Source organism: Serratia sp. H402Y (assembly GCF_051172415.1).
GTDB lineage: Bacteria > Pseudomonadota > Gammaproteobacteria > Enterobacterales > Enterobacteriaceae > Serratia > Serratia ureilytica.
The window spans coordinates 850,848-874,122 of the sequence record NZ_JBPIYZ010000001.1 but is presented as its reverse complement, the minus strand read 5'-3'; the positions used below and the strand labels follow the sequence as shown (position 1 = coordinate 874,122).

The following is a 23,275-nucleotide window of genomic DNA, read 5'->3' as shown; positions in this document are numbered from 1 at the left end:
CGAATAACACCAATGAGGGTAATAATGATGAAGCGCAACATTCTTGCAGTGGTAATCCCGGCTCTGTTGGCTGCTGGTGCAGCAAACGCAGCTGAAATCTACAACAAAGACGGCAACAAGCTGGATCTGTACGGCAAAGTTGACGGTCTGCACTACTTCTCCAAAGACAAAGGTAATGACGGCGATCAGACCTATGTTCGTTTCGGCTTCAAAGGTGAAACCCAGATTACTGACCAACTGACCGGTTACGGCCAGTGGGAATACAACGTTCAGTCCAACCACGCCGAATCTCAGGGCACCGAAGGCACCAAAACCCGTCTGGGCTTCGCCGGTCTGAAATTCGCTGACTACGGCTCCTTCGACTACGGCCGTAACTACGGCGTACTGTACGACGTGGAAGGCTGGACCGATATGCTGCCAGAGTTCGGTGGCGATACTTACACCTACTCCGACAACTTCATGACCGGCCGTACCAACGGCGTTGCGACCTATCGTAACAACAACTTCTTCGGTCTGGTTGACGGTCTGAACTTCGCCGTTCAGTACCAGGGTAAAAACCAGAACGACAGCCGTGCTCTGAAAAAACAGAACGGCGACGGCTGGGGCCTCTCCTCTACTTATGACATCGGCGAAGGCGTAAGCTTCGGCGCTGCCTATGCGTCCTCCAACCGTACCGACGATCAGAAGCTTAACGCTACCGCTAAAGGCGACAAAGCTGACGCATGGACCGTGGGCGCGAAATACGACGCCAACAACGTCTACCTGGCGGCGATGTATGCAGAAACTCGCAACATGACCCCATACGGCGAGTCTGACTTGACTATCGCTAACAAAACTCAGAACTTCGAAGTGACCGCTCAGTACCAGTTCGACTTCGGTCTGCGCCCAGAAGTGTCTTACCTACAGTCTAAAGGCAAGGATCTGGCTGGCCGCACCGCGCACGGCGCTCGCTTCAACGGCGGCGACGCTGACCTGGTTAAATATGTTTCTGTTGGTACCACCTACTACTTCAACAAAAACATGTCCACCTACGTTGATTACAAAATCAACCTGCTGGATGACAACGACTTCACCAAAGCTAACGGCATCGCAACTGACGATATCGTAGGCGTTGGTCTGGTATACCAGTTCTAAGTTGTCTCGCTTATCGGCGGTTCACCGTCGGCTAAGTTAAAAAAACAGGGCTTCGGCCCTGTTTTTGTTTGTATCAGCCGGTAACTTTTTATCCTGCCGATTCCCCCTTCCCCATCATTTTTTCTGTCGAATCCTTCACGTTCATAAGATCTCGGTGTTTTTATCGCAAACGGTTGGCAAAGCCGATAACTGGCGCTACCCTGATGCTTCTGTCTGCTTAACTCCGAGATTTGGAAGCACCTGACATGTTTGAAAAAATCACCGCCGCACCCGCCGACCCGATCCTGGGCCTGACCGACATTTTCCGCGCCGACGCCCGCCCGAATAAAATCAATTTAGGCATTGGCGTTTATAAAGACGAAACCGGTAAAACCCCGGTGCTGACCAGCGTAAAGAAAGCTGAACAGTATCTGTTGGAAAATGAGACCACCAAAAACTATCTCGGCATTGAGGGCATCCCGGCATTCGCCAGCTGCACGCAAGAGCTGCTGTTCGGTAAAGAGAGCCCGATCGTCGCCGATCGCCGCGCGCGCACCGCACAGACGCCTGGCGGCACCGGCGGCCTGCGCGTGGCGGCAGACTTTATCGCCAACCAGACCAGCGCCAAGCGCATCTGGATCAGCAACCCAAGCTGGCCGAACCACAAGAACGTCTTTAGCGCCGTGGGCCTGGAAGTGCTGGAATACGCCTACTATGACGCCGCCAACCACGCGTTGGATTTTGACGGTCTGCTGAACAGCCTGAAACAGGCGCAGGCCGGCGATGTCGTGCTGTTCCACGGCTGCTGCCATAACCCGACCGGTATCGATCCAACGCCGGAACAGTGGGCGCAGCTGGCTGAACTTTCCGTCGCCAACGGGTGGTTGCCGCTGTTCGACTTCGCTTATCAGGGCTTCGCCAACGGCCTGGAAGAAGATGCGCAGGGCCTGCGTATTTTCGCCGCCAAACATAAAGAACTGATCGTCGCCAGTTCCTATTCGAAAAACTTCGGTCTGTACAATGAGCGCGTCGGCGCTTGCACTATTGTAGCCGCCGATGCCGAAACCGCCGATCGCGCCTTCAGCCAGGTGAAAGCGGCCATTCGCGCCAACTACTCCAACCCGCCGTCACACGGCGCCGCCGTTGTCGCCACCATTCTGGGCAACGATGCGCTGCGCGCGATGTGGGAACAAGAGCTGACCGATATGCGCCAACGCATTCACCGCATGCGTCAGCTGTTTGTGAACACCCTGCAGGAGAAAGGCGCGCAGCAGGACTTCAGCTTCATCATCCAGCAGAACGGCATGTTCTCGTTCAGCGGCCTGACCAAAGAGCAGGTGCTGCGTCTGCGTGAAGAGTTTGGCGTTTACGCTGTGAACTCGGGCCGGGTGAACGTGGCGGGCATGACGCCGGACAATATGGCGCCGCTGTGTGAAGCCATCGTCGCCGTGCTCTAAGCGCGTCGGCGAAAGCCACCAGTTTGAAGGGGCGCGCTATGCGCCCCTTAATTATTTCTGCCGGGAAATGATCGTTACCACACCGCCGGCTCTTCGCGCAGGAACGGGTTGGTCTGGCGCTCGTGACCGAAGGTCGACATTGGACCGTGGCCGGGAATAAAGCGCATGTCGTCGCCTAACGGCAACAGCTTGGTGCGAATAGAGGCGATCAGCGCCTGATGGTCACCGCGCGGAAAGTCGCTGCGCCCCACGCCGCCGTTAAACAGCACATCACCCACCAGCGCCAAACGCGCCTGTTCATTGATAAAGACGATGTGGCCCGGTGTGTGCCCAGGACAATGCAACACCTTGAGCTTCATCTCGCCCACCTGCATCTCATCGCCTTCCGACAACCAACGGGTCGGGGTCAGCGGCGCACACTCTTCCAGCCCGAACATCCGGCTCTGCGCCGGCAAACCATCCAGCCAAAAAGCGTCCTCTTTATCCGGGCCGTAAATCGGCACCTGATAATGTTCCGCCAGCTCCGCCGCCGCGCCGACGTGATCCAAATGGCCGTGCGTCAGCAAAATCTGCGTGATTGTCACACCCTGCTTCGCCACTTCCGCTTTGATTTTTTCCGCTTCGCCGCCGGGATCGACCAACGCCGCCTGCTGCGTGTTTTCACACCAGATCAGGCTGCAATTCTGGCTAAAAGCGGTAACGGGAATAAGATGGTATTTCATAAGGCTCCAACGACAATAACGCCGCCTCCGCAAGGAGCGGCGTTATTCACTGAGGGCACCGCGATTACCAGCTCCGAACCGGGCCGGTATCGATGTGCACGAAGTTGCTACGTGGGTAATATCCTACACCACCAGCGCGCATTTTTAACGCCGCTTTACGGATATTACTCAATTGGATACCTTCAATATGGAAATCCATCGCCTGGCCCTTGGTATGGTAGCTGTGCTTGGCCACACCACGGCTGTGCGCGCGCAATTCGTTGTTGGTATCTACGGAACGGTAACCGGAGATCAGCTGCACCGGCTTGCTGGTACCCAGCAGCCCCTGCAGGCGATAGAGGTGATCAAACAAACTGGGATCGATCGATTTAACCTTGTTGGCGCGATAATCGCGGAACAGATGATTTAGCCGAACCAACTCTTCTTTATTGTAGCCTTTGCCGTCAAAGAACTCGGCTTTAATAGATTCACCGGTATTCAGGTTATTCAACACTAAAATACGCGGTCGAGCGGTGGAAAGACTGGCAAACGCCTGCCCTGGAAGCAGCGCTATGCCCATAGCTGCGCCGCCTAGCGCCAGCCATTTACGGCGATGATGATCAATTTTGTCCATGACTCTGTTAAACCCGGCAAGAATGTCAAAATAAATGCACAAAACAGCGCACTGTCCGAACCATAACCGCCTGCGTATGCTGAGTCAACCCGCGATACGCCTAGGTTTACAGGCCCCCAGGTAAGAGGGCCTGCGGTATAGCCAAACATTCTGACCGTTATTTATTTATAATTACTGCATTTACTGCATTAATTTTTTGGCCTGAGCCAAAATTTGTGCGCCCGATCTCACCGTATTATCATAATTGTAAATATCTGTACGGAATTGCGGTTGGCCGTCATCCGAAACCCAGGCGGTCAGATAATACAGTTTTACGGGAATACGCTGGCGAATATTCACATAAGTGGTATTCCCTTCTTTCAGCGTGGAGGAAACGCGGCTATTGTTCCAGCCGGCATCCTGCAGCAGCATATTCGCCAAATCGGAAGCCTTGTTCACCCGCACGCAGCCGGAGCTGAGCGCGCGAATGTCTTTCTGGAACAGGCTGTGGTTCGGGGTATCGTGCAGGTAGATCGCGTCCGAACTCGGCATATTGAACTTGAAACGCCCCAGCGAGTTGGTGGCACCCGGCGCCTGGCGCACGCGATACGGGAAGTTGCGCGCAGAGACCATGCTCCAGTCGATCATCGCCGGGTTGATCACCTCCGCATCGTTGCTCCAACCCGACAGCACGGTATAGCCGTGTTTCTGGAAATAGTTACCGTCGCGCATCGCCTTCGGCACGATATCCTCACGCACCAGCGTAGTCGGTACGTTCCAAGGCGGGTTGACCACCACGTTGTTCAACGCGCTGCTCATCAGCGGTGTCTTGCGGCTCGGCCGCCCGACGATAACGCGGGAGGACAACACTTCGTTGCCGTTCTGGTAGTAGGTCAGCGAGTAGTTGGGAATATTCACCATAATGCCGGTGCCGACATGCCCCGGTAAAATTCGCAGACGTTGGATATTCAGCGCCAGCAGCGCGGCGCGGGTTTTCGGTGACACGTTGAGCCACTCGCGAGTGCGCACGCCGATCACGCCGTCCGCCGTCAGCCCCTGCCATTTCTGGAAACGCTTGACGCCCTCCACCAGCTCGTTGGTATAGAGGTTGTCGCTCACCACGCTGCCGACCTGCGGCGGCGTCTGTTCAGCGGTCAACTCCGTCACCGGCGCCGCCGACGGACTGACCGTCACACGCCCCTTCTCTTCGTCTACCGTCAGCCCGCCGTCATCAGGCTCATTGCTCTTCGCCGAGACGACCGCCGGCTCCGGCTCGGCCTCCGGCGCCGAAGCGGCCAGCATGCCAGTGCGCGTCAGGATCTCACGCAGCGCAGGAATATCGTTGCTCATTTGTCCTGGGCGCAGGCTCGGGCCGCTGCCCACCTGCGGCCAGGGGCGGTTATCCGCCAGCATATCGCGCAGCGCCTGATGCATCTTGGCGTATTGCGGGTGCTGCGGCGCGAGCGAATTCACGTAGCTCAGCGTGCGCGCCTGACGCACCGCCAGCTGCCATTGGTTGATCACCGCAGTGGGCGGCAAGCCAAGCTTGTAGGGAATATTGCTGTACAGCCAACTGGTGCCGTTGGCGCCGATAGCGGACACGAACTGCAAATAGCCCAACATCGCATCGGACAGCACCACATCGCGGCCTACGTCATTGAGCGCCGGATTGGTCAACATCTTCACCCATTGGGTGAACTGCGGCTGCACGCCGGACATCGCCAGCTCGGCCAGCTGCTGTTGAAACTGCTGAACGGCCTCGCGATCCTGCCACATCGGCTGCATATGATTCGCCGCATACAGCGGCGCCAGCGTGGAAAGGTAGTGCAGATCCATGCCGCGCGGCAACGCGGCCAGCAGTTCAGAACGGCTCTGCGCAACGGACATGCCTGCTGATGCCACCGGTAACGCCGTTACGGTGGCCAATGCGGAAAACGACGACACAAGACTACAGGCGATAGCGCCACTCAGCGCCAAACGTCGTAGAGAGTTTCCCTTTTTAAGCAACATCCCTTGCCCCCTGTATGCTCACAAAAAAAACGTCAAAAAACTGCATATAGCTTCAGTATACAAACAGAAAGGCCGTTTCGCCCTGCGGACGTCGAATTACTGTTTATCTGATTAAACTAACCGCTTTTCAACGGATAAAAAAGCAGGACTATCATCCACGCGCACAAAAAAATAGCCACCCTGCGGCGGCTATTTTCAGATTTTTAGGGCGTTTTTCTGCGTTACGGCGTTTCGACCGGCGCAGTGCCCAGCGCCGGCGGCTCGCTGGCGAAACCGCGCAGCCCCACCACGTGCACATGCTCGTGGTTCTGGAACACCTTACGCACCAGTTTATAGGTGGTGCCCTTCTCAGGACTGATGTTTTCCGGCGCCGCGATAATCAGCTGCATCTCCAGACGGTCACACAACTCGAACAGCGTGGCGATCGATTTGGCATCCAGACGCGCCGCTTCATCGAGGAACAGCAAGCGACATGGCGAGATGTCTTTACCGCGCAGGCGGCGGGATTCTTCTTCCCAGCTCTGCACCACCATCACCAGAATTGACATCCCGGTACCGATGGCTTCACCGGTAGACAAGGCGCCGCTTTCCGCACGCAGCCAGCCGTCGGAGCCACGGTACACTTCCACTTCCATCTCCAGGTAGTTGCGGTAGTCCAGCAACTCCTCACCGATGGTCTGCGGCGTGCGCTGCCCCATATCGATCTGCGGATTCAGACGCTGATACAGCTTGGCCAACGCTTCGGAGAAGGTCAGGCGGTTGCTGTTGAACAGATCCTGATGCTGTTCCTGTTGCTCGGAGAGCACGTCCAGCAGGGTGGCGTGCGCTTCGCGCACGTTGACGTTCAGACGGACACTCTTCACCTGGCCGAAAGCAACGGCCTGCAACCCCTGGTTCAGCATGCGAATGCGGTTCTGCTCGCGCTGAATGGTTTTGCGAATGATGTTGGCCACGCTTTTCGAACTGATCGCCAGCTTCTGCTCGCGCGCGGTCAGTTCTTCGGTCAGACGGCCCAGTTCAATCTCCATCTGCTCGATGGCCTCGACCGGATCATCGGTACGGATGATGTCCTGGCGGATACGCTCACGCAGGTGTTGGTACACCGCGATATAGAACTGAATCTTACGCTCTGGCCGCTTCGGATCTTCCGACAGACGCAGCACGTCGCGCAGGTGTTCGTTGTCCGCCACCGCCAGACGCAGCGCGCCGAGCGCCTTATCCGACATCGAGCGCAGCTCGTCGCCATCCATATACGCCAGCTCGCGGCGGTGCAGGCGGCGTTCCACGCCGTTGTCTTTCACCAGACGCATCACCGCGCACCAGCCCGCCTTGGCGGTCACCACCTGCTCGCGCAGCTGATGGTAGTCGCGTTCCAGCTTGCGCAGTTTCTTCTGCAGGCCATCCATTTCGGCTTCGCAGAAGGTCAGCTGTTTCTCCAACTGATTGCGGCGAGCGCGGTTGTTGCTCAGCGCCGCATGCAGCTCGTCTCGGCGCTGACGCGCGCGCGCTTCCGCGTTGGCGTCGGCCTGCACGCCGATATCCACCAGCTCCTGGCTCAGCTCTTTCAGCATGTCGCGCTTGGCGTCATACGAGCTTTTCAGCGAGGCCAGCACCTGGCTGTATTGGGTGAACTGGGTTTGATATTGACGCAGCTGCTCACGGGCGCGGGCGCGTTCGGCTTCCGCCTGTTCCAGACGCTGGCGCAGCTTGTCGTTGAGATCGTTGTTGGCATTCTGCATGCCGGCGGAGTCGGTATAGCTGAAGTGCGCGCGACGCTGCACCACCTCTGTCAACGCGAACGCCTGCTGTTTGGCCTGACGCTGCACGCTTTGCGCCTGCGCGTAGTCCTGCTGCAGCTGTTCATGCTGCTGCGGATCGCTCTGCAGCACCGACAGCAGCGGCTCCAGTTTGGTCAGCGACACCCCGTGCTGTTGAATGTGGCGCGCGGCGTCCTGCGCTTCTTCCAGCTCTTCACGGATCTCGTCGACGCGATCCTGCAGCGTTTCATCGTTCAGCAACGACACCAGCGGCATCAGGCGGTTGAGCGCGGAAATGCCCTCTTTGGCCTGATCGTACTGCTGGCGCTGCTGCTGATTCTGCGCTTCGTGATTGTTCAGCGCACGTTCGATCTCGCCGCGACGGGCGTTCAGATTGCGGATCTCCGCTTCCGGGTCAGCGTCGAACGCCACCGCCAGATGGGTGCCGATAAAACGGCTGAAGGCCTGATGCGAACGCTGGGTTTTCTGCACGTCGAACGACAGCGTGGCATAGCGCTCCGCCAGCGTTTCACGCTCGGCATGCAGCACTTCCAGGCGGTTTTCACGCGCCGCGCGGCCGAACAACGGCACTTCCGGATAGCGGGAATAACGCCACTGGCGATCGGCGATCTTCACCACCACCGCTTTGTCCTGCTCTTCGACGGCGAATACGCTGTCATCGAACGACTGCGGATCCCCTTCGATCAGGTAAAGATCTTCCGGGCAATCTTCCAGCCCTTCCAGCATCTCGCGCACCAGCGACAGATCCGGCACCACGATGGCGTGGCGCGAAGGGCCGTACAGCGCCGAGAAGTAAGGCGCGTCGTCGATGGTGACGTCATCGTAAATTTCCGACAGCAACACGCCGCCGAAACGTTCGGCCAAGGTGACCAGGCGTTGATCTTCCGCGCCGCCCGGCTGGCTGAGACGTTCGATCTGCGCTTCCACTTCGCGCTTGCGGGCCGCCACTTCGTCGCGCTCGACGGTGGTTTCACGCTCGCGCTCCAGCAGCTGCTGCATGTATTCGGTCACCTGCTGGCTATTTTCCAGCGGCTCTCCGCTCTGATCGCTGAGCTGGCTCAGGGCGTCCTGCGCCGCCAGCCAAACCGGCGCACGCGCCGTCAGCTCACGGATGCGCTGCTGGATCTGCTCCAGCTCCTGGCGCATCTCCATGCGGCGTTCACCGGCTTCGCTGACGTTCTGCGACAGCGCTTCCAGGCGCTCTTCCAGCTCCTGCTGCAGCATGTCGAGATCGTCCGGCTGGTACTCCTGACCATGGCGTTTGCAAAATTCTTGCAGCAGCCGCTCGGCATCCTGCTGCGAGCGCAGGCGCTGTTCCAGTTCGCTCAGGCGCAAACGCAGCGGCTGAACGCGCTCGGCGAGGTGTTGCTGCGAAGGCCAGTCGCGCAGCAATTCGCGCGCGCACTGCCAGGCTTCGCTGCGGCTGACCTGGCCGGCGATTTTACCCACCAGCTGATAGGCCTGCTCGAACTGGCCGTGCGCGGCGTCGGCCACGCTCAGCTTCTGCTCCAGCATCAGCAGCGCTTCGGTCGCCTCCTGCTCACGAGCCTGGAAGGTGTCCAGCCACTGTTCGGCGTTGTCGGCGGTCAGGTCCGGCAGTTGGCACAGCGCGCGCGCGCGGTCCAACGCCTGCAGCGCCTGTTGGTACTGAATGGCGCGGGTCTGCTGTACGTCAAGCGCCTGCTGGTAGTCGGCCAGCTGGCTCTTCAGCTCGTCCACTTCCAGCTCGGCCGCTTCGGCGCGCGCTTCGTTCTCGGCCTGCTGCTCGCTCGCCTCGGCCACCACTTCGTTCTGCTCTTCCAGGCGGTAGGTCAGCTCTTCCAGATCGGCTTCATAGCGCTCGATCTTCTCCTGCTGACGCATCGCCGTCTGCACCAGGTTCAGGTGGTCGCTGGCGGCCTGGTAATCGGTTTCCAGATCGGATTCGGCGCCGCTCTGCTCGCTCAGCTCACGCGCCATTTCCACATGGCGATACTGTTCGGCGGCCAGCTGCTTGCGGCTGCCCAACAGATCGCTGCGCAGCGCCAACGCGCCGTCCAGGTGGATGCGGCGTTCGTTGGCATGGCGCATATAGTCCGCCGCCACATAGGAGGTGGCCTCGGAGATCAAATGCTTGAACAGGTCGCGATCCGACTGGGTGACGCGGATCGCTTCCAGCGTCATGCGGTTTTCGCGCAGCGCCGCTTCCATGTCCTGGAACGCCTTGCGCACGCCGCTGTTTTCCGGCAACAGGTAGTCGCGCAGCGAGCGGGTGATGGCGCTGGAGATGCCGCCGTACAGCGACGCTTCAATCAGACGATAGAATTTGCTGCGATCGGCGGACGAACGCAGGCGTTTCGGGATCACGCCCAGATCGAACATCAGCGAGTGGTAATCGGTGATCGAGTTGAACTGCTTGAACTGCACGCCTTCCATCTCTTCCACGCGCTCTTTCAACTCTTGCAGCGACAGCACGCGCGCTTGGCGCTCACCCACGGTCTGGGTCAGCAATTCAGTCGGCTGTACCGCGGTCGGCAGGCCCTGGATGGTGAAAGGTTTGATATCGACCTTGCGATCGCGTCCCGCCACCTGCTGCAGACGCACACCAACCACCACGCGCTGGTGGCGCGAGTTGACGACGTCGAGGGTGGAGTAACATACGCCGGCGCGCAGCTTGCCGTGCAGGCCCTTGTCGCGCGAACCGCTGGTGGCACCCGCTTCGGTGGTGTTACGGAAGTGCAGCAGCGTCAGATCGGGGATCAGTGCGGTGACGAAGGCCGCCATGGTGGTGGATTTCCCCGCCCCGTTCCCGCCGGACAGCGTGGTCACCAGCTCATCGAGATCAAAGGTGCGGGCAAAGAAGCCGTTCCAGTTAACCAGCGTCAGCGAGCGAAATTTACCGCGTTCAATCATTCCTGTTCATCCTCTGCACCGTCAGGAGCGTTATCAACCCGCTGATCCTCAGCGTCATTCTCATCGTTAAGCGACAGGCTGGTTTCAACCGGCATCGCCTCACCGTCGCGAATCATGCGCAGCTGCGCTTCACGCGGATCGTCGCCGCTGCGCACGTCGGCGCCGAAGCGGAACACCGCCTCGGTAATGCGGAACTTGCTGCTGTCATTGCCCATGAAATAGACCATGCCGAGGCGGCGCAGGCGGTTGAGCGAGGTGCGCACCTTCTCGTGCAGCTTCTGCCGATCGAGATCCGAACCCGTAGAACGCTGGTTGACGAACTTGAGCAGCTTGTTCTCATCCGCCAGGCTCAGCAGTTCATCGTACAGCTCCTGATGGCTGAAAATGCCTTCGTGCGCCAGGCGCTCGGGGCTGAGATACAGGTAACACAAGATCTTGCCGACCATCATATCCAGCTCGGACAGCACCGAACGCGGGATCAGCGTGGTGGAGCGCGGGCGCAAATAGAAGAAACCTTCCGGCGCCCGAATCAGCTCGACGCTGTAACGGTTGTAAAACTCTTCCAGCTCATCCTGGAAATCCATTAAAAAGGCGTGGTTGTCCAGCTCATCGATACCGATGTGACGACCCGCGCGCAGTTGGCTGTCCAGCGCCGGGAACAGCGAGTTGGACAACGCTTTGGCCAGCTTGACTGGCATTACTTGTTCAATATTTGTCGATGACATGGGCCTGGACCTTGGCTCCGTAATCATTGATTGCCTGCCATTCCGCCGGCAACCCTGAGAAATCTGCTTCAGCCACACCGAGGCGCACTGCCTGGTCGACCACTAAACGTGCCACGTCGAAATGACGCGCACGTGGATATTGCGCCAGGTAATCGCGCATCACCGCTGCAAGGTTGAGCGGCATCTGCTGTTCCTGGTACACCTTCAACGCCTCTTCGATCATCGCCGCCAGCTGTTCGCGAATCTCGCTGAACTCTTCGAACTCCAGATCCGGCGGCAGTTCCCCGGTCACTTCCTCGCTGCGCAACGCCAGTTCTTCGTCGCGCATGTCCAGCAAACGATCGGCATTGGCATGGGTCAGCGCCCACGGGTGGTCGAAATAGGTTTGCACCGACTGGCGCAAGCGTTGGGCGAACACGCGGTTTTTATCCATATCGATAGCGGTACGGATAAATTTGTGTACGTGGCGATCGTAGCCGATCCACAGGTCGATCGCCTGCTGGCCCCAGCTGATGATGCGATCCAGCTTGCTCTGCAGATCGAACACCAGCTTGTCGACGAAGCCCAGCTCCACGTTGCCGAGGGTCGCGTCCTGGATGCGCAGCAGGTTGGCCTGCAGCTTATCGCCCGCCGCATCCAGCGTATCCTGCAGTTCGCGCAGGGTGCCTGAGGTTTCCGACAGCAGCATTTCGCAGCTGGAGATCGCCGCCCGCCAGTCTTTGCTCAGCAGCGCCGCGATGTCATTTTTCACGCTCTGCTGCTGCTCGTCCATCACGCGTTGCGTCATGTCGATGCTGTCGAAGATTTCCGCCACCGAATATTTCAACGGCGCGAACACGTTGCGGTGCCAATGGAAATCGTCGCCGCCCTCGTCGGCGGCATCGGCGGCGCGCTTCAGTTCCTGCGCCACGATCGACAGCTGCATCGACAGACGCAGCGTGGAGAATTCGCGTTGGCGAATATAGTAATCGGTAATGCCGATACCCAGCGGCGTCAGGCGGTAAATCGCGTTACCGTCCGCCAGTTCGCTGGTAAAGCGGTTCAACAGGCGCTGGCGCACCATGTCGTTGATCGCATTGTTGGCGCGCATCGCCACCGTTTCATGCGTCTGTTCAAAACCCTTGCTGACATGGCGAAATGCATCAACCAGCTCACCTTCGCTCATCTCGCCGTCCAGCCGTTCGCCATTCAGGGTGGCGATAGCGAGCAGAAATGCGAGACGCTCCGTAGGGAGCGAAATAGAGAAATCATTTTTCCGTGCCCAGGCGACCAGTTCGGGTACTGTCTGGGAAAATTCACTCATAGTTCGTCCTTCAGGTTTGGTTTATGCGCCATGACGTGAATATAGCGCCCCAAACTCACGTACGGCTCCTGCCGGCAATAGTGCTGTTCAAGCGCCAGTAACTCTTCAAATTTTTGGGTTTGCAGCTGTCTGCTCTGCAGATAGTCGTGGAACACCCGCACGCCGGTTTTGCCGCTGATGCGCATGCCCAGCTGTTCCAGCCAGCCGTAGACCAATAGCGGATCGTGCGGATATTGCGGCGACAGCGAACGCTTGCGGCGCCGTCTGACCTCGGGATCCACCAATTGGAAGTTACCCAACACCACGTTACGCATCAAGAGACCGTTGGCGTTGAAGAACATCAGCGACAGCGCGCCGCCCGGCGTCAGACAATCGCACAACGCCTGCAGCGCCGCCACGGGTTCAGCGATCCATTCAAGCACTGCATGAAACAATATCAGATCAACCGGCTGTTCCAAATGTTGAGCGATATCCTGCGCAGAACTTTGTACGAATTGCATGTTCTGGCTCACACCTTTCTGCTCCGCCAGCTGCGCGGCGCGCTGGATCATCTCACCAGAAAGATCGCACAACAACACCTGATGTCCTAATTCTGCCAGTTGGCAAGCCATATGGCCTTCACCGCCCCCGGCATCAAGGATGCGCAGCGGCCGCTGCGGCAACTGGGCCAGCAACCCGGTCAGATCCTGCCAAACCACCGCCTGACGGATTTTTCCTTTCGTGGTGCCGTAAATATTACGCGCAAATTTTTCAGCAATATCGTCAAAATTACGATCCTGCATGGACAACGGCTCCGCTGATCTCAGTCTTGTCGGCGGCAAAGCGCACGCCCATTCAAACCTGCTATTTTGGCACAGACTGGCTTAGAATGTATCTTCTTGCGGCCTGTTTATGCCTGGATGCCGTTTTTTCACTCAAAAGGATCTGATTTTCGATGCTGTTCAACCTGAAAAAGTTCTTTGGCGCTCTGCTGATGCCGCTGCCGCTGTTGATGCTGCTGATGGGGCTGGCGCTGCTGCTGCTGTGGTTCACCCGCTGGCAAAAAAGCGGTAAGACGATTTTCACGCTGAGCTGGCTGTTTTTACTGCTTTTCAGCCTGCAACCGGTGGCCGACCGCCTGCTGCGGCCGATCGAAGCCGAATACCAGACATATCGCGGCAACGATGCGGTCAGCTACATCGTGGTGTTGGGCGGAGGCTATACCTACAATCCCGACTGGGCACCCAGCTCGAACCTGCTCGGCAACAGTCTGCCGCGCGTGACGGAGGGCGTGCGGCTTTATCTGGCGCACCCTGGCGCCAGGATGGTGTTTACCGGCGCGCCCGGCGGACGCATGCAGAGCAACGCCGCCACGGCAGCGCTGGTAGCGGAAAGCCTGGGCGTGCCGCGCAGCGACATGGTGATCCTGGGGGAACCGCGCGATACCGAGGAAGAAGCCGCTCAGGTCGCCAAGTTGGTCGGCGAACACCCCTTCCTTCTGGTGACTTCCGCCAACCATCTGCCGCGCGCCATGCGTTTCTTCGAGGCTAAGGGCCTGCACCCGATCCCGGCCCCGGCCAACCAATTGGCGATCGACTCGCCGCTGAATATCTGGGATCGCGCCACGCCGTCGTCCATGTTCCTCGGCCATACCGAGCGCGCCTGGTATGAAACGCTGGGCAGTCTGTGGCAGCGGCTGAAAGGCGCGGATAGCGCCGGCGCCGAGTAAGGCCCCGTTCAACCGGCCAGCCAGGGCAGCAGCTGTTGCGACGCATAGTCGAACAGCTGCCGCTCCAGCTTGCCGGTATGGATCAAACGCCCTACCGCTTCCCACACCACGTACAGCCAGCGCCGCGCCAGGAAAGCGTCGGCGACCGGCGCCCGCTGCAGATAGCTGAACAACAGTTGGCTGGGCATGCCCGCTTCACAGAGGCGGAAAAGATCGTATTCGCGCGGCGCCCACAGCACCACACCGGGATTAAGCATCGCCAACAGCTGATCGCTTTTGGGATCTTTCAACATGCTGCGCAGCGACAGGTTACCGTGCACCAGGACGCAGGGATCGTCGAAACCGACGAAGAAATGGGTCAGCGCTTCGCGCGTGCGATACAGCAAACGCCGATCTGCCATGGTCAGCTGCGGGGTAGTGAGATTGACCACCGTCGCCCACAGCACTTCGACCCGCTGTTGATACCAGCAAAACCAGTCATTCTCCTGCGTACTGTCAACGGTGCCGACGCTGCCATGGCTGTCGATGCGGTGCCAGGCCAACATCCCGTCAACGATCTGCTCCATTAACATGTTCCAGCGATCCGGCGAACGCGTTGGCGCTTCGGCCGACACGCCGCGCAGACGCTCGATCAGCAGGATTTCCGTATACGGCGCCTGGTGGGTGCATACCACGCCGTACACCGTGGGCAGGCGGATATCCCCGTCGCGCGCCAGCATCGACAGCTTGTACGCCTCCTGCTGGGCGATGCCCTGGCAGATAAAACTTTTCGCCATCAGCGGGATAGCGTTGCCCTGGCGATCGTACAGTGAATACATGTGCGCATAAGGCTGCTCGCTCACCCGCTCCAGCCGGCTGACGGACTCACCCAGCACGATGCTCAGTTCGGCGCGTAACTGCTCCATAAGGCATTCACCTCAGGCTAATAAGGGGGGTATGCGTAACATCATCGAACGGTGAGCGGAAAAATTCTTCAACGCAGATCAACAAAACGGGGATCAATAATGGGAGGTATTGCATCGTCGGCGCGTTGCGCGCCGCGCCGACGAAATCAGGCTCAGGGTTGAATGCTGTCGCGCACGCGCTGGAGATCTTCCGGCGTATCGACCCCCACGCTCGGGACCGCTTTCGCGACCGCCACGTGGATTTTTTCACCGTACCACAGCACGCGCAGCTGTTCCAACAGCTCGATCTGCTCCAGCTGGCTCGGCGCCCAGCTGACGTAGCGGCGCACGAAACCGGCGCGGTACGCATAGATGCCGATGTGGCGCAGCAGGCTGTCGCCGATGCTCTCCTTCGATGCGGCGAAACGCTCGCGATCCCAGGGAATGGTGGCGCGCGAGAAGTAGAGCGCGTAGCCCTGCGCGTCCATCACGACCTTCACCGCATTGGGGTTGAATGCCTCTTCGGCGCTGTCGATCGGCACCGCCAACGTCGCCATGCCGGCCTGGCTGCCCGCCAGGTTTTCCGCCACCTGCCGCACGATAACGGGTGGGATCAGCGGCTCATCGCCCTGCACGTTAACGATGATCTGGTCGTCGGCAAAGCCGTAGTGCGCGATCACTTCCGCCAAACGCTCGGTGCCGGAATGGTGATCCGGGCTGGTCATGCACACTTCGCCGCCGGCGGCTTCTACCGCTTTGGCGACTTCAGGGTGATCGGTCGCCACGATGACCCGGCTGGCGCCGGACTCACGGGCGCGTTCCATCACGTGCACCACCATCGGCTTGCCGTGAATATCGGCCAGCGGTTTGCCCGGCAAACGGGTTGAGGCGTAGCGGGCGGGAATAATAGCGATAAAACTCATGCGTGCTTCTCGTCCAGCGACAGCGCACGCGCTTCATTTTCCAACAGCACCGGAATGCCGTCGCGCAGCGGGTAAGCCAACCCGTCCGCTTTGCACACCAGCTCCTGGTTTTCTTTATTGAAATAGAGTTTGCCGTTGCATACCGGGCAGGCAACGATTTCGAGTAAACGGTGGTCCATGCATCCTCCGCAAGGGGATAGGTCATCTGGGAAGGCTGTGAGGATAGCATAACGCCCGGCCTCAGGTTAATCATCGGCGGCACCAAGCCGCCGATATTTCCTCATGGCGCCCGCGCAACGGCTTGAACTGCGGCGCCACACGGCGTAGAATTTTGTGATTAAAATCACAAAAAAGACCGTAATACGTGATCAAACGTCTGCATAAAATCATCGCTCTGTTCGCTAACTTCAGCCACTGAGCCCCCTTTGTAACGAGCGGCGCTTAACTTCGTTTTACCCCACCGACGGCGTCGCTCGTTATCCCACTTCCCAGCCGGCTCCCCATTCAGCGGCCAACGCCGCCGGAATGTCGCCCAGCGCAACGCGTTGCGCGCCGTGCCAATGAGCCGTGCGCGCGATGGCTTGCCGGATATCCTGCGTTCGCTGTTTGCCGAAGCGCACCTGCGGCTCCGCATGGAAACTGATGATCTCGAAGATGCCCTGGCGTCGGTGCGCCTTGGCATCAATCCGCCCCACCAGGTCGCCCCGATGCAGCACCGGCAACGTGAAGTAACCGTAGCGGCGTTTTTCTTTCGGCGTGTAACACTCCAGCCGATAGTCAAAGTTGAACAGCTCCAGCGCCCGACGACGATCCCACACCACCGGATCAAAAGGCGACAACAGGCTGGTGACCGTCGATTTGAGTTTGCCCTGCTCCGCCAGCGGCAGCAGTTCCGCCAGTGATTCATGCACATAAAACGGCCCTTCCAGCCCCTCGACCCGCACCGGCGTAATCTCGCCCTGCTCCTGCAGCGCTGCCAGCAAGGCTTTTGGTGCCACGCGCGTCAGCCGATAGTAGTCCGCCAACCACTCGGCGCGGAAAATGCCCAGATAGCGGCAGGTGCGGCACAGCATCTGCCGGCGCGCCTGCTCCACGGGCAGCGCATGCCGCGCATCGTCCCAGGCCGGCAGCAGCCTTTCGGTCAGATCGTAAACCCGGTGGAAATTGCGACGTTCGGCCACCATCAGCTTGCCGGCGGTAAACAGGATCTCCAGATGCCGTTTCTCTGGTTTCCAGTCCCACCACCCGCTGTTGCCCTTCTTCTCGGCGCTGAAATCCGCGGAGCGCACCGGCCCCTGTTGTTCGATGTGCCGCAGCAAGCTGTCCATCGCGGCCTGGTGCTGCTGCACCCAGTCGGCGGAGTATTTCCAGCCCATATCATGCGGCGCCAGCATGCGGTGGCGCAGCAGACCAAAATCTTCGATCGGCAGGAAACAGGCCTCGTGCGCCCAATACTCGAACAGCTTGCGGCCGGCGAGCGCCTGTTCAAGCCACTCCGGCTGATAGGCTCCCAAACGGCTGAACAGCACCAGATACGGGCTGCGAGCAACGACGCTAATGGTATCGATTTGTAACAGCCCCATGCGCTGGATCGCACTCACGACGTCATCGGGCCGAGCCTGGCGTTTAAGCGGAGAAAGCAGCCCCTGGGCGGCAAGGTGCAGCGCGCGAGCGGCGGTAAGGGAAATGGTCGGGGTGGTCATCCTGATATCCGTGGCGAGTAGGCAATGGCCTGATAATAGTGGATATCGCGGGATTTATCTTCGCCAGTGCTTGCGGGTGGCGACACCGGCACTGGCGAGGAAGGAGGATGCGATCAGAACGCGATAACGTCTGCCGCGGACAGCCCATGCGAGCTGCGATAGATCGAGAACTCAACGTTCTGACCTTCGTTCAACGACTTATTTTTGGTGTTGGCGATAGCGTTGCGATTGACATAGATTTCGTCGCTGCCATCTACCGGTGAAATAAAACCATAGCCTTCGGCCTGATTAAACCATTTCACACGGCCCATTTTTAACACAGTATTTTTAAACATAACTTATATCCTTTTACTTGAGCATCCTTGACAACGTCATTTTTTATATTGTCTGGACGCTACCAGCCCATCCTAAAGTTTTTCGTAACAAACCTCTCGTGAGCAAAAAATTAAAAAACCCGCACTAAGGCGGGCTTGTTGAACTTAATATCTTCCGCATGACTCAGCGCTGAAGCGTCACCATGGTTGTATTAAGATCTCTTTATACGCGTTCCCTGTCTTCTTACAGAGCAACTACGTTGGCGGCAGCCGGCCCGCGCGGGCTGTCCTGGATGGTGTACTCGACGCGCTGGCCTTCAGCCAGGGTCTTGAAACCGTCGGTCATGATTGCGGAGAAGTGTACGAATACATCTTTGCCGCCATCGTGCTGCTCAATGAAACCAAAACCTTTGCTTTCGTTGAACCATTTAACTTGACCCGTCTTCTTAGACATTACTTTTACCTTTAAATATATTTACAAAATCTGCCATAAGAGGCAATTGCGGCCATTTCAGAAACATTACTTATGGGAGGTACTTAGAAGGTTCGTCTTTGAAGCGGAATCGGATGATAACGTTTTTGGAGGAACTGCTTAACTCTAAACTCGAACATAAATAGGTCTGGATCACAGGCCGACTTGCATTTACTCATAAAAATGGTGAATGCACAAGGGGTTTATTGCATTAAATTCATAAATACGTCGAATTTATTTTTATCCCCCTGAATATGCATGACTTAATTTAACGCTCGCCGCGGCCGATCCATCGCGTTCCCCTCCTCACCGGGGCATCATTTGTCCGTCCGTGCGCTGCAAATGAGAGCTAACGCATAAAACTCTAATATGCTTGCCACGTCTATAACAAATCCCAAATCAGATGGCTAAACTTGAGGGGAAAACAAGGCAGACGGCTTTTTCGCCAGCACTTTTGCCGCTAAAAACACTATTTTTCAGATTATGCTGAATCAAGGAGCTATGCGCATGACCGCCCAGCAGTTCGTTTCACCTAATGAAATCCGCGCCAGATTCTCTCACGCGATGTCGGACATGTACCAAAAGGAGGTACCGCTGTACGGCGATCTGCTGGAACTGGTGGCGGAAACCAACCGACAGGTTCTGCGCGAAGATGCCGCACTGGCTCATCAACTGCAAATCACCGGCGAGATCGAACGCCTTGCGATGGAGCGCCACGGCGCGATCCGGGTCGGCACGGCTGCCGAACTGGCCACCCTGCGCCGTCTGTTCCAGGTGATGGGCATGGCGCCGGTCGGTTACTATGATCTGTCGGTGGCGGGCGTTCCCGTGCACTCGACCGCCTTTCGCGCCGTACACGAAGACGCCCTGCAAATCAGTCCGTTCCGCGTGTTTACCTCCCTGCTGCGCCTGGAGCTGATAGAAGATCCCGCGCTGCGTAAGCTGGCCGAGCGCTTGCTGGCGCGCCGCCGCATCTTTACCGATCGCGCGTTGGAACTGATCGCGCTGCAGGAAGCGCAAGGCGGGCTGAATGAAGTGCAGGCGCAAGAATTTGTCGAACAAGCGCTGGAAACCTTCCGCTGGCACAACCAGGCGACGGTCAGCGCCGAAGAATACCGGCAGTTGCACGATCAGCATCGCCTAATCGCCGACGTGGTGGCGTTTAAAGGGCCGCATATCAATCATCTGACACCGCGCACGCTGGATATCGATCGCGTTCAGCAGGCGATGCCCGCCCGCGGCATTACGCCCAAGGCGGTCATCGAGGGCCCGCCGCGTCGCCGTCGCGCGATCCTGCTGCGCCAGACCAGCTTCAAGGCGTTGGAAGAACGCGTCGATTTCGTCGAGCATGACGGCCGCGTCGTCGCCGGTCATCATACCGCGCGCTTCGGCGAGATTGAACAGCGCGGTGTGGCGCTGACGACTAAAGGAAGAGAACTCTACGACCGTCTGCTGAAGGCCACCAACGATGCGCTGCAGGCGCCGCCGAGCGAGAAAAATGCCGAACGCTATTATCAGCTGCTGGAAGAAAACTTCCGGGCGTTTCCGGATGATTACGCCACGCTGCGCGAGCAACAGCTGGCCTGGTTCCGCTATTTCCCGACCGAATGCGGCCTGGCGGCCAAAGAATCACTGGATAAGCACAGCACCCTGGAGCAACTGATCGAGAAAGAACACGTTCGCTTCCAGCCACTGGTATATGAAGATTTTCTGCCGGTCAGCGCGGCGGGGATTTTCCAATCGAATCTGGGGGACAGCCGCCATACACAGTACAATGCGGCGTCAAGCCGGGCAGCGTTTGAACAAGCGTTGGGCAGTGAGGTGATCGACGAGCTGGCGCTGTATCAGCAAACCCAGCAGCGCTCGCTGGAAGCCTGCGCGCAAGCCTTGGGGCTTGTCACGCTGGCATCCTGAGATTACTTAGACAGCAGGGACTCGATATCCTGCAGCAGTTGCTCAGCCTGAGCGGACGGTAGCACCGCATCAACCGGTAGATACCACCAATTGGGCTGGGCAAAGGCGCGACACTTCACCGCGTCCTTCTCCGTCATCAACAGCGTTTGATCTGCATTAACCAACGCCGCCAGCTGCGCCTGCTGATATTCCTGATGATCGGCAAACGCCACTTCCTGCACGACTTCGACGTTCAACTTTTCCAACGTCGCGAAGAAACGCGGCGGATGGCCGATACCCGCCATCGCCACCACGCGCGGCAGCTCGGCCGCCGGGCGACGTTCACCGCTCAGCAGGTTCACCGCATCACGCGCCTGCAGACGCATGGCAATTTCCCCGGCCTGCGCCACGCCGCCATTGGCGACGCGCGCATCGACGCTGCCAAGCCGCGCAGCGCGCTCGCGCATCGGCCCGGCCGGCAACCACCAGCCGTTACCGAACCGACGCACACCGTCGATGACCACCAGCTCGAAGTCACGCTGTAAAGCGTAGTGCTGCAAGCCGTCGTCGGTGATGATCACATCCAGCGGCTGTTGTTGCAGCAGAGCCTGCACCGCCTCGGCGCGCTTGGGCGCGATCGCCACGGGCGCCCCGGTACGCTGATAAATCAGCACCGGCTCATCGCCCGCCTCGCGGGTCGACGTATTCTGACCCAGCACCAGAGGATAGACCGCTGACTTGCCGCCGTAGCCGCGCGACACCACCCCAACTCGGTAGCCCCGTTGCTGCAGGTGCTCCACCAGCCAGATCACCATCGGCGTTTTGCCGTTGCCGCCGGCGGTGAGATTACCCACCACCACGACCGGCACCGGCGAACGCCAACTTTTACGCAGGCCGCAGCGGTAACTGAGGCGGATCAGCCAACTGAACAGGCCATACAGCCACGAGAGCGGCAATAGCGCCAGATAAAGCAGCGAACCGCCGGACCAGATGCGCTCAATCATTATTGACCAAACTGCATACGGTGCAGCTGCGCATAGGCGCCCTGCCGCTCAAGCAACTCGGCGTGCTCACCGCGTTCGACGATGCGGCCGTCTTCCACTACCAGGATCTCGTCCGCCTTTTCAATAGTCGACAGACGGTGCGCGATCACCAGTGAAGTTCGGTCTTTCTGCAGTTCGTCCAGCGCGGCCTGAATGGCCCGCTCGGACTCGGTATCCAGCGCAGAGGTCGCCTCATCCAGGATCAGGATCGGGCAGTCACGCAGCAGCGCGCGCGCGATGGCGATGCGCTGGCGTTGGCCGCCGGACAGCATGACGCCGTTTTCACCGATCACCGTATCCAGGCCGTTTTCCATCTTGTTGATGAAGTCCATCGCGTACGCCATTTCGGCCGCTTTCTCGATCTGCTCGCGGCTGTATTCGCTCTCACGCGCATAGGCGATATTGTTGGCGATGGTGTCGTTGAACAGGTGCACGTTTTGCGAAACCAGGGCCACCTGATTACGCAGTGAGGCCAGGGTGTATTCGCGCAGATCGTGGCCATCCATCAGAATTTCGCCTTCCTGGATATCATAGAAACGCGTCAACAGGTTGGCGATGGTCGATTTCCCCGAACCGGAACGGCCCACCAGCGCTACGGTCTTGCCTTCGGCGATGTTCAGGTTGATATCACGCAGCGCCGGCGTTTCCTTGGACGGGTAGTAGAAGGTGACATTGCGGAATTCGATATCGCCTTTCGCGCGCTTCACTTCGCGGGTGCCGGTATCTTTTTCCTGTTCCATATCCAAAATGGAGAACAGCGTCTGGCACGCCGCCATCCCGCGTTGGAACTGGGCATTGACGTTGGTCAGCGACTTCAGCGGACGCATCAGCGCAATCATCGACGAGAACACCACGGTAATGGTACCGGCGGTCAGGGTTTCCATCACGCTTGGGAAGCTGGCGGCAAACAGCACGAACGCCAGCGCCAGCGAAGCGATCAGCTGAATGATCGGATCGGAAATCGAAGACGCGGAAACCAGCTTCATGCCTTGCTGACGCATGCGGTTGCTGACCGAATTAAAGCGCTCGGTTTCCACCTGCTGGCCGCCGAAGATCAGCACTTCTTTATGGCCTTTCAGCATCTGTTCGGCGCTGGTGGTCACCTGCCCCATCGTGTTCTGCATGTTTTTGCTGATGTTGCGGAAACGCTTGGACACCAGGCGAATGGCAATGGAGACGATCGGCGCCAGCACGATCAGGATCACCGACAGCTGCCAGCTGTAATAGAACATCATGATGAACAGGCCAATGATCGAAGCCCCTTCGCGCACCACGGTCACCAGCGCGCTGGAAGAGGAGGAAGCCACCTGTTCGGAATCATAGGTAATGCGCGACAACAGGGTCCCGGTGGACTGTTGATCGAAGAAGGCCACCGGCATTCTCATCATGTGGCCAAACAGGCGGCGGCGCATCTGCATCACCACCATGCCGGAAACCCAGGAAATGCAGTAGCTTGAAACAAAGCTGGTTACGCCGCGCATCAACATCAGCGCGATGACGGCCAACGGCATCCACACCAGCACGCTGCTGTCGGTTTTTCCAAACCCATCGTCCAATAGCGGTTTAAGCAGAGACAGCATCAGCGTGTCCCCCGCTGCGTTCATAATCAACGCAATGGCGGCTACAATCAGCCCGGTCTTAAAAGGAGTGATCATCGGCCAGAGTCGACGGAATGTCTGCCAGGTCGAGAGATCTTTATCATTCATCATGCAAATACCAGCATCGGAAGAAATAGCGGCCTAT

Annotated in this window: 19 protein-coding genes; 4 read left to right on the top strand and 15 right to left on the bottom strand. The window is 58.5% G+C overall.

Going from position 1 to position 23,275, the window contains the following annotated elements; translation table 11 throughout:
• Positions 1-24: 24 nt before the first annotated feature.
• Both ompC and ACSBQS_RS04305 read left to right on the top strand, forming a co-directional pair.
• Positions 25-1,134: a porin OmpC gene (gene ompC, locus ACSBQS_RS04310; protein ID WP_269474401.1), complete on the top strand. Its 1,110-nt coding sequence runs from the start codon at positions 25-27 to the stop codon at positions 1,132-1,134.
• Between the two features lie 245 nt (positions 1,135-1,379).
• Positions 1,380-2,570 (top strand): amino acid aminotransferase, encoded by a 1,191-nt coding sequence (locus ACSBQS_RS04305; RefSeq protein WP_033642574.1) that lies wholly within the window; start codon positions 1,380-1,382, stop codon positions 2,568-2,570.
• A 74-nt stretch (positions 2,571-2,644) separates the two neighbouring features.
• On the opposite strand, the gene ACSBQS_RS04300 is transcribed toward ACSBQS_RS04305, so the two are convergent.
• The 7 genes from ACSBQS_RS04300 to cmoM form a co-directional block, all read right to left on the bottom strand.
• Positions 2,645-3,292: an MBL fold metallo-hydrolase gene (locus tag ACSBQS_RS04300; RefSeq protein WP_033642573.1), complete on the bottom strand. Its 648-nt coding sequence runs from the start codon at positions 3,290-3,292 to the stop codon at positions 2,645-2,647.
• Positions 3,293-3,356: 64 nt separating this feature from the next.
• The gene (locus tag ACSBQS_RS04295; RefSeq protein ID WP_004928217.1) at positions 3,357-3,905 is read right to left on the bottom strand and encodes a YcbK family protein; all 549 of its coding nucleotides are present in this window, start codon (positions 3,903-3,905) and stop codon (positions 3,357-3,359) included.
• A gap of 180 nt (positions 3,906-4,085) precedes the next feature.
• Complete coding sequence (ldtD, locus tag ACSBQS_RS04290) at positions 4,086-5,894, bottom strand: L,D-transpeptidase (RefSeq protein WP_071991639.1); 1,809 nt, start codon at positions 5,892-5,894, stop codon at positions 4,086-4,088.
• Between the two features lie 221 nt (positions 5,895-6,115).
• Positions 6,116-10,564, bottom strand: a complete 4,449-nt coding sequence (gene mukB, locus ACSBQS_RS04285) for a chromosome partition protein MukB (RefSeq protein ID WP_197666402.1) — start codon at positions 10,562-10,564, stop codon at positions 6,116-6,118.
• Positions 10,561-11,289: a chromosome partition protein MukE gene (gene mukE / locus ACSBQS_RS04280; RefSeq protein WP_047024940.1), complete on the bottom strand. Its 729-nt coding sequence runs from the start codon at positions 11,287-11,289 to the stop codon at positions 10,561-10,563. Before mukE ends, mukB begins: the two co-directional genes overlap by 4 nt.
• Entirely contained in the window at positions 11,270-12,592 is a 1,323-nt protein-coding gene (mukF, locus tag ACSBQS_RS04275; protein ID WP_004928228.1) for a chromosome partition protein MukF, read from the bottom strand. Before mukF ends, mukE begins: the two co-directional genes overlap by 20 nt.
• The gene (gene cmoM / locus ACSBQS_RS04270; RefSeq protein WP_033642570.1) at positions 12,589-13,374 is read right to left on the bottom strand and encodes a tRNA uridine 5-oxyacetic acid(34) methyltransferase CmoM; all 786 of its coding nucleotides are present in this window, start codon (positions 13,372-13,374) and stop codon (positions 12,589-12,591) included. The genes mukF and cmoM overlap by 4 nt, the downstream gene beginning before the upstream one ends.
• A 152-nt stretch (positions 13,375-13,526) precedes the next feature.
• Between cmoM and elyC the strand changes: the two genes are divergently transcribed.
• A complete protein-coding gene (gene elyC / locus ACSBQS_RS04265) occupies positions 13,527-14,300 on the top strand; it encodes an envelope biogenesis factor ElyC (RefSeq protein WP_042784114.1) in 774 nt (257 codons plus the stop codon).
• Between the two features lie 8 nt (positions 14,301-14,308).
• On the opposite strand, the gene ACSBQS_RS04260 is transcribed toward elyC, so the two are convergent.
• The 6 genes from ACSBQS_RS04260 to cspE form a co-directional block, all read right to left on the bottom strand.
• Positions 14,309-15,205 (bottom strand): YcbJ family phosphotransferase, encoded by an 897-nt coding sequence (locus ACSBQS_RS04260; RefSeq protein WP_047024941.1) that lies wholly within the window; start codon positions 15,203-15,205, stop codon positions 14,309-14,311.
• 152 nt (positions 15,206-15,357) lie between these two features.
• Positions 15,358-16,107, bottom strand: a complete 750-nt coding sequence (gene kdsB / locus ACSBQS_RS04255) for a 3-deoxy-manno-octulosonate cytidylyltransferase (RefSeq protein WP_033642567.1) — start codon at positions 16,105-16,107, stop codon at positions 15,358-15,360.
• Complete coding sequence (locus ACSBQS_RS04250; RefSeq protein WP_004928237.1) at positions 16,104-16,286, bottom strand: Trm112 family protein; 183 nt, start codon at positions 16,284-16,286, stop codon at positions 16,104-16,106. The genes kdsB and ACSBQS_RS04250 overlap by 4 nt, the downstream gene beginning before the upstream one ends.
• Positions 16,287-16,583: 297 nt before the next feature.
• Positions 16,584-17,810: a winged helix-turn-helix domain-containing protein gene (locus ACSBQS_RS04245; RefSeq protein ID WP_434989743.1), complete on the bottom strand. Its 1,227-nt coding sequence runs from the start codon at positions 17,808-17,810 to the stop codon at positions 16,584-16,586.
• Between the two features lie 113 nt (positions 17,811-17,923).
• Entirely contained in the window at positions 17,924-18,145 is a 222-nt protein-coding gene (locus ACSBQS_RS04240; RefSeq protein WP_004928241.1) for a cold-shock protein, read from the bottom strand.
• Between the two features lie 223 nt (positions 18,146-18,368).
• Complete coding sequence (gene cspE, locus ACSBQS_RS04235) at positions 18,369-18,578, bottom strand: transcription antiterminator/RNA stability regulator CspE (protein ID WP_004928244.1); 210 nt, start codon at positions 18,576-18,578, stop codon at positions 18,369-18,371.
• Positions 18,579-19,103: 525 nt separating this feature from the next.
• Here cspE and hglS point away from each other — a divergent pair.
• Entirely contained in the window at positions 19,104-20,510 is a 1,407-nt protein-coding gene (gene hglS, locus ACSBQS_RS04230) for a 2-oxoadipate dioxygenase/decarboxylase HglS (protein ID WP_434989740.1), read from the top strand.
• 2 nt (positions 20,511-20,512) lie between these two features.
• On the opposite strand, the gene lpxK is transcribed toward hglS, so the two are convergent.
• Positions 20,513-21,493, bottom strand: coding sequence for a tetraacyldisaccharide 4'-kinase (gene lpxK, locus ACSBQS_RS04225; protein ID WP_042784110.1), 981 nt, complete (start codon positions 21,491-21,493; stop codon positions 20,513-20,515).
• Positions 21,493-23,241 carry a lipid A ABC transporter ATP-binding protein/permease MsbA gene (msbA, locus tag ACSBQS_RS04220; RefSeq protein ID WP_033642563.1) on the bottom strand — a complete coding sequence of 583 codons (1,749 nt, stop codon included), beginning with the start codon at positions 23,239-23,241 and terminating at the stop codon, positions 21,493-21,495. Before msbA ends, lpxK begins: the two co-directional genes overlap by 1 nt.
• Positions 23,242-23,275 lie beyond the last annotated feature (34 nt).

Coding starts and splice junctions, on each gene's coding strand:
- ompC (WP_269474401.1), top strand. CDS start 25: ATGATGAAGCGCAACATTCTTGCAGTGGTAATCCCGGCTCTGTTGGCT.
- ACSBQS_RS04305 (WP_033642574.1), top strand. CDS start 1,380: ATGTTTGAAAAAATCACCGCCGCACCCGCCGACCCGATCCTGGGCCTG.
- ACSBQS_RS04300 (WP_033642573.1), bottom strand. CDS start 3,292: ATGAAATACCATCTTATTCCCGTTACCGCTTTTAGCCAGAATTGCAGC.
- ACSBQS_RS04295 (WP_004928217.1), bottom strand. CDS start 3,905: ATGGACAAAATTGATCATCATCGCCGTAAATGGCTGGCGCTAGGCGGC.
- ldtD (WP_071991639.1), bottom strand. CDS start 5,894: ATGTTGCTTAAAAAGGGAAACTCTCTACGACGTTTGGCGCTGAGTGGC.
- mukB (WP_197666402.1), bottom strand. CDS start 10,564: ATGATTGAACGCGGTAAATTTCGCTCGCTGACGCTGGTTAACTGGAAC.
- mukE (WP_047024940.1), bottom strand. CDS start 11,289: ATGTCATCGACAAATATTGAACAAGTAATGCCAGTCAAGCTGGCCAAA.
- mukF (WP_004928228.1), bottom strand. CDS start 12,592: ATGAGTGAATTTTCCCAGACAGTACCCGAACTGGTCGCCTGGGCACGG.
- cmoM (WP_033642570.1), bottom strand. CDS start 13,374: ATGCAGGATCGTAATTTTGACGATATTGCTGAAAAATTTGCGCGTAAT.
- elyC (WP_042784114.1), top strand. CDS start 13,527: ATGCTGTTCAACCTGAAAAAGTTCTTTGGCGCTCTGCTGATGCCGCTG.
- ACSBQS_RS04260 (WP_047024941.1), bottom strand. CDS start 15,205: ATGGAGCAGTTACGCGCCGAACTGAGCATCGTGCTGGGTGAGTCCGTC.
- kdsB (WP_033642567.1), bottom strand. CDS start 16,107: ATGAGTTTTATCGCTATTATTCCCGCCCGCTACGCCTCAACCCGTTTG.
- ACSBQS_RS04250 (WP_004928237.1), bottom strand. CDS start 16,286: ATGGACCACCGTTTACTCGAAATCGTTGCCTGCCCGGTATGCAACGGC.
- ACSBQS_RS04245 (WP_434989743.1), bottom strand. CDS start 17,810: ATGACCACCCCGACCATTTCCCTTACCGCCGCTCGCGCGCTGCACCTT.
- ACSBQS_RS04240 (WP_004928241.1), bottom strand. CDS start 18,145: ATGTTTAAAAATACTGTGTTAAAAATGGGCCGTGTGAAATGGTTTAAT.
- cspE (WP_004928244.1), bottom strand. CDS start 18,578: ATGTCTAAGAAGACGGGTCAAGTTAAATGGTTCAACGAAAGCAAAGGT.
- hglS (WP_434989740.1), top strand. CDS start 19,104: ATGACCGCCCAGCAGTTCGTTTCACCTAATGAAATCCGCGCCAGATTC.
- lpxK (WP_042784110.1), bottom strand. CDS start 21,493: ATGATTGAGCGCATCTGGTCCGGCGGTTCGCTGCTTTATCTGGCGCTA.
- msbA (WP_033642563.1), bottom strand. CDS start 23,241: ATGATGAATGATAAAGATCTCTCGACCTGGCAGACATTCCGTCGACTC.